3 protein-coding genes and 2 pseudogenes are annotated in these 4,542 nt (G+C 60.0%); 3 read left to right on the forward strand and 2 right to left on the reverse strand.

Annotated elements, in window-relative coordinates; all coding sequences use genetic code 11:
- A partial coding sequence (locus IEY31_RS18860) for a hypothetical protein (RefSeq protein ID WP_229723773.1) occupies positions 1-304 on the forward strand: 304 nt, incomplete at its 5' end.
- 71 nt (positions 305-375) lie between these two features.
- Positions 376-1,323, forward strand: a pseudogene (locus IEY31_RS18350) (IS4 family transposase); the annotation flags it as partial.
- A gap of 119 nt (positions 1,324-1,442) precedes the next feature.
- Here IEY31_RS18350 and IEY31_RS18355 read toward each other — a convergent pair.
- On the reverse strand, positions 1,443-2,633 hold the full coding sequence (locus tag IEY31_RS18355; RefSeq protein ID WP_188974399.1) for a glycosyltransferase family 4 protein: 1,191 nt from the start codon (positions 2,631-2,633) through the stop codon (positions 1,443-1,445).
- 3 nt (positions 2,634-2,636) lie between these two features.
- Positions 2,637-3,803, reverse strand: coding sequence for a glycosyltransferase (locus tag IEY31_RS18360; protein WP_188974400.1), 1,167 nt, complete (start codon positions 3,801-3,803; stop codon positions 2,637-2,639).
- A 266-nt stretch (positions 3,804-4,069) separates the two neighbouring features.
- Between IEY31_RS18360 and IEY31_RS19180 the strand changes: the two are divergent.
- A pseudogene (locus IEY31_RS19180) lies at positions 4,070-4,291 on the forward strand (IS701 family transposase); the annotation flags it as partial.
- Between the last annotated feature and the right edge of the window lie 251 nt (positions 4,292-4,542).

The following is a 4,542-nucleotide window of genomic DNA, read 5'->3' on the forward strand; positions in this document are numbered from 1 at the left end:
CGAGGAAGACCGGCTCTGTGAGCTGAGGATCCCGGCAGCCCCGCTCCACCCGGCGTTTCTTCGCCCCGATCGAACTCGCTCCGGGCAGGTGGGTGCACAGGTCACTCTGATTTACGCTTCGGGCCGTGACCATGGCGAAGATGAGATCGACGACACGCTGCAGCGTGTCGTGGCGGAGGAAAGGCACGCAAGCTTTGAAGTGGCGGGTCAGTTCGGTACGCTGAAGATCGGCGGGTTTTGGAGTCGTCACACACCCAAAACACCGCCGATTGTCGTGCCGGTTCGCAACCAGGCACACGTTTAGGAATGTTCCGTCCAGCACAGCTCTAGCCTGAAGATGTCCGGTACAGAGCCCAGAGTGTCAACCACCGAGACCTGGGTCCACAACTTCCTAGCACCAGTTCTCCTGAAGCCAAGAAACGGCGCGTGGAACGCGCCGTCCACGATACGCAGCTCACGGCTCAGGTCTTTCTAGCCCTGTTGCTGGTCCACCTCCCTCCGGGCAAGATCCTGATGAGCGTGGACCGCACAACTTGGGAACACGGGGATTCACCGCTCAACCTGTTGGTGCTGGGTGCGGTGGTCCACGGCTTTACGATTCCGCTCGTCTGGGTGGCGCTGGACCATACGGGCAACAGCGACACCAGGGCACGCATATGGCTGGTTTTGCGACTGCTGGAGGCCCTTCCAGCGCGACGCTGGAAGGGCCTGGTGGCGGACCGGGAGTTCATCGGGGCCGAGTGGTTCCGCTTTCTGCGCCGGAAAGGGATTCGCCGGGCCATTCGGATTCGAAAAGACACCGTCCTAGACGAACTATCAGCGGGCGAGTGGTTCCGGGAGCTACAACCCGGTCAGTTCCGGATGATTGCGGAGCGGACCGAGGTTTTTGGTGAACTTATGCGGGTGGTGGCCACCAGGTCACCCGCGGGTGACCTGGTGATCATCGCAACGGATTTTCACGTGTGGGAAACGTGGCAGCTGTACAAGCTTCGCTGGACCATCGAGTCCACGTTTGGCTCGCAAAAGTCGCGGGGCTTCGATTTGGAGCGGACCGGAGTCACGGACCCCACACGGTTGGAGCGGCTGTTCGGTCTGGTGACCCTGGCCTGGTTGGCCTGCCTGCGGGTGGGCGTCTGGCGGCATGAAACCAAACCGATCCGGGTGCTGGCCCATGGCCGCAAGGCCATGAGCCTCGTGCGCTACAGCTCGGAAGAACTGCGCCATGTGCTGCGGTGGGTCCCCGAGAGACTCGGCGAGATACTACGTGTCTTGATACGCCCTTTCCCCGCACTGGGACAACCGGAAACCGAAGTTGTCAGCTACCTGAATGCCAGAGGCTCCATTCTCATGTGGACAGGTTCTCCGGGTTCAGGTCAGCTCTGGCATCACACAATCCTGGGTCATATCCCAGCGTACGCTTCTGAGCAGTCAATGGACTACCATTAGACTCTTCGGCGAGATTGGCTCGAGTTAAAGTATTCCAACGCTGCCGTGTAAACGGCAATTAATTGCTCGTGATTTTGCTCTGGAGTGTAGGACGCTTGAAAGGCCTGGTAAACCTGATTCCGCATCTTCTGACGTTCATGCGGGTGGTCCCATAGCCAGCGGGCTCGATCCACTAGACTGTTTGCGTCTCCAGGCTGGAATAACAGCCCAGTATGCCCCGGTTCGATCAATGCACCCAGCGCTCCCAGACGGCTTCCTAGCACCGGCAGACCTACTCCCCAGGCCTCAATCAGAGTCATAGGAAAGCCCTCATACCACTCTGAAGGTAGTATCAGGAACGCGGCTCCCTGCATTAGTTTCAGCACGTCTGCGCGATCAAGCTGCCCCAACCAGCTCACGCCGGGCAAGCTGTGGGCAGCTTCGGCAACCTGTGGGGCCAGTGGGCCGTCGCCAAGAATACAAAGTGGAATGGTCGTTCCCAGCTCTGTCCAAGCACGCAACAGCGTCTCTATGCCCTTTTCTGCCGACAATCGTCCTACGAAGAGGACGTAGCCACCATCTCCCGCACCGGCTCCGGGGCTATCTTCCAGAAAGTTAGGCTTGATCGCGATGCGCTCAGCCGGCAGTCCGCCCGCGATGAATTTTTCACGAGCAAACTCGGTTAGTGCAATATAGCGGTCCACGCCCGTGTGGTACGTGCCCGCCGCCCGGTGCACCGTCTGCATGGCCGCCACCACCGCCGACGCACTGAGGCTGTCCCGGTAACAGCTATGGCGCACAGCACTTAGGGGCAGCTTGCCCAGACAATCCTCGCAGACGTGGCCATCTCGGAAGAATAGGCCATTGGCACACAGTAGGCGGAAGTTATGCAGGGTCTGCACCACGGCGGCCCCACCCGCGTGTGCGCCGCTGTATACGGCGGGTGACAGCAGTGGAAACGTATTGTGGAAATGTACGATTTCAGAGCCGTATTCATGGACCATCGCCTTAATCTTGCGGGCCACCTGAGCATTCCAGAGGGTATGGGCTGCAGCTTTGAGACGGAGAGTCTGGCCGATGACATCATTGCTAACTGTAAAGGTCCGCACATCATGGCCGTGGCGACGAAGCAGCGACGTCTCCGCCCGGAACACCGTGTCTTCACCGCCCGCCTGTTGATAGAAATTGTGGACTACCAATACTCTCATGACTTAGCCTTCGTACCGGGCGGGTTGCAGGAGGGAGCGGTAGCGGTGACGATACCCCCGCGCCATGCCATCAAGATTGAAGCGCTCCACGACGCCCGCCCGCTCCTGCGCCACGACACCGACGTAATGATCGAGGTTTTCTATGGTGCCCGCCAGTACGCGTGCCAGGCAGGACACGTCTTCCAGATCACACAGCAGCGGATAACCAGGGGGGAAGATCTCATTCAGACCCCGGACGCTCGTAGCGACCACAGGTATGCCTGCCATCAGCGCTTCGATGGCCACCAGACACAACCCCTCAAAACGGGAGGGCACTAGCATCACGTCGTAATTGCCCATATGCTCGGCCAGATTGGCAACCGGTTCGGCCAGGGTAACGGTCCAGGGCAGACTGTGGGTCTGAATCCACTGCCTCAGCAGGTTTTCCAGCGAGCCATGTCCCAGGATAGTGACCTCTACCGGACGAGCGGTCAGGGCTGCGGCGGCGGTCAGTACGTTAGGGAGCAGATCTACTCCCTTCTGCAGTTCCAGACGACCTGCGAAAAGCACCCGGGTCGGGCGGCCTGCGGGGCGGGAATCCTGCCTCAGCAGGTCACTTCCCTGAGACAAAACGCCGTTGTAGACCACACACGCTTGGTCTTCAGGAATGAGGGGCAGATGTTGGGCCGACTGAAATTCCCGCAGCCCGTCCAGACAGGCCTTCGAGACTCCCACCACCTCAACGTGGCGCAAGTGATGTTCAACTAGACGCCCTATCCGCTGCCAGGCGGGCCAGATTTCGGAGTTATGAACCGTACGGACGATCCGTGTAGCAGTAGGCAGGCCCAGCAATGATGCGACCGCAAACGTCGTCTCGGGGATCTCAGTGTGCAGATGAACGATCTCAGGGCGTATCTTCCAAATCAGTCGGTTCAGGCGAATCCCTGCCTGCACCAGCCCGCCGCGCCTGAAGCCCAGGGTTGTACCGCTGTGGACCGGCATCTCCAGCCGCTCCAGTCGTCGGACCATCTCCTGTCCCACTGGGTTGTCGGCCACGCCGCCCACTGCAAAAAAGGAGAAGTTGAATTCGGCATGCAGCTCCTCAGCCAGCGAGATCGCTACGTTCTCTGCCCCACCCATATCGAGATGGGTAATGACATGCAGGATGCGGGGATGGGCGGGATGCGGCATGGCAGGCTTTACTGGGAAGTGGGTTTCGCAGAAACACCCTGCAAGTGGTGTGGGGTACGGAGGGTCAACATCATCACAGAGGATACAACTTCAGTTGGCCTGGTGAGGGTTCCCCATTTGCGGTGCCAGCCAGATTGAGGCGAACTCGACTCGCGAGTTCGCCTCCACTACTGCGCTTTGGTGCGTCTTGCCGAGCTCGAAGTGGAGAGTGCAAGCATTAAAACTGTCCTGGACAGCGTTTTACAGCCATGGGCGCAAACTGCAAGATCTCAGACACTGAGCCCGGCAAGGCAGGCAGTCATCACAAAGCGGCCCAGCAACTGCCATGGCTCCTCTCGGAAAGTGCCTGGGATCCGGACGCGTTCCATCAAGCCCGCCTCAAGCTAATGCGAGGTGGGCGCCATACGGCGCCCACTGATGATGCCGTGCTCGTGATCGACGAGACGGGGGATCGCAAGTACGGCACGCACACGGCCCACGTCGGACGGTAGTACCTGGGCAGCCTGGGCTAAATAGATTTAAAGAACGCCGGGAGGCCAGCGGGTCAGATGATCCTGTCCTTAATTCTTTGCACCTGGATTTCTTTGCCACCCTGACACGGAGACCGCCACCCGTGGACCATGCCGGTGGTTTGGTGTCCTGGCGCCCGGCACGGTCTGGGATCAGCTGAGTTGCGCCGCCGGCAGGGTCAACGTGAAGGTGCTGCCCGCCTGCCCTGAGCTGACCGTCAGGCGGCCGC

It is taken from the genome of Deinococcus aerolatus, assembly GCF_014647055.1.
Classification (GTDB): Bacteria; Deinococcota; Deinococci; order Deinococcales; family Deinococcaceae; genus Deinococcus; species Deinococcus aerolatus.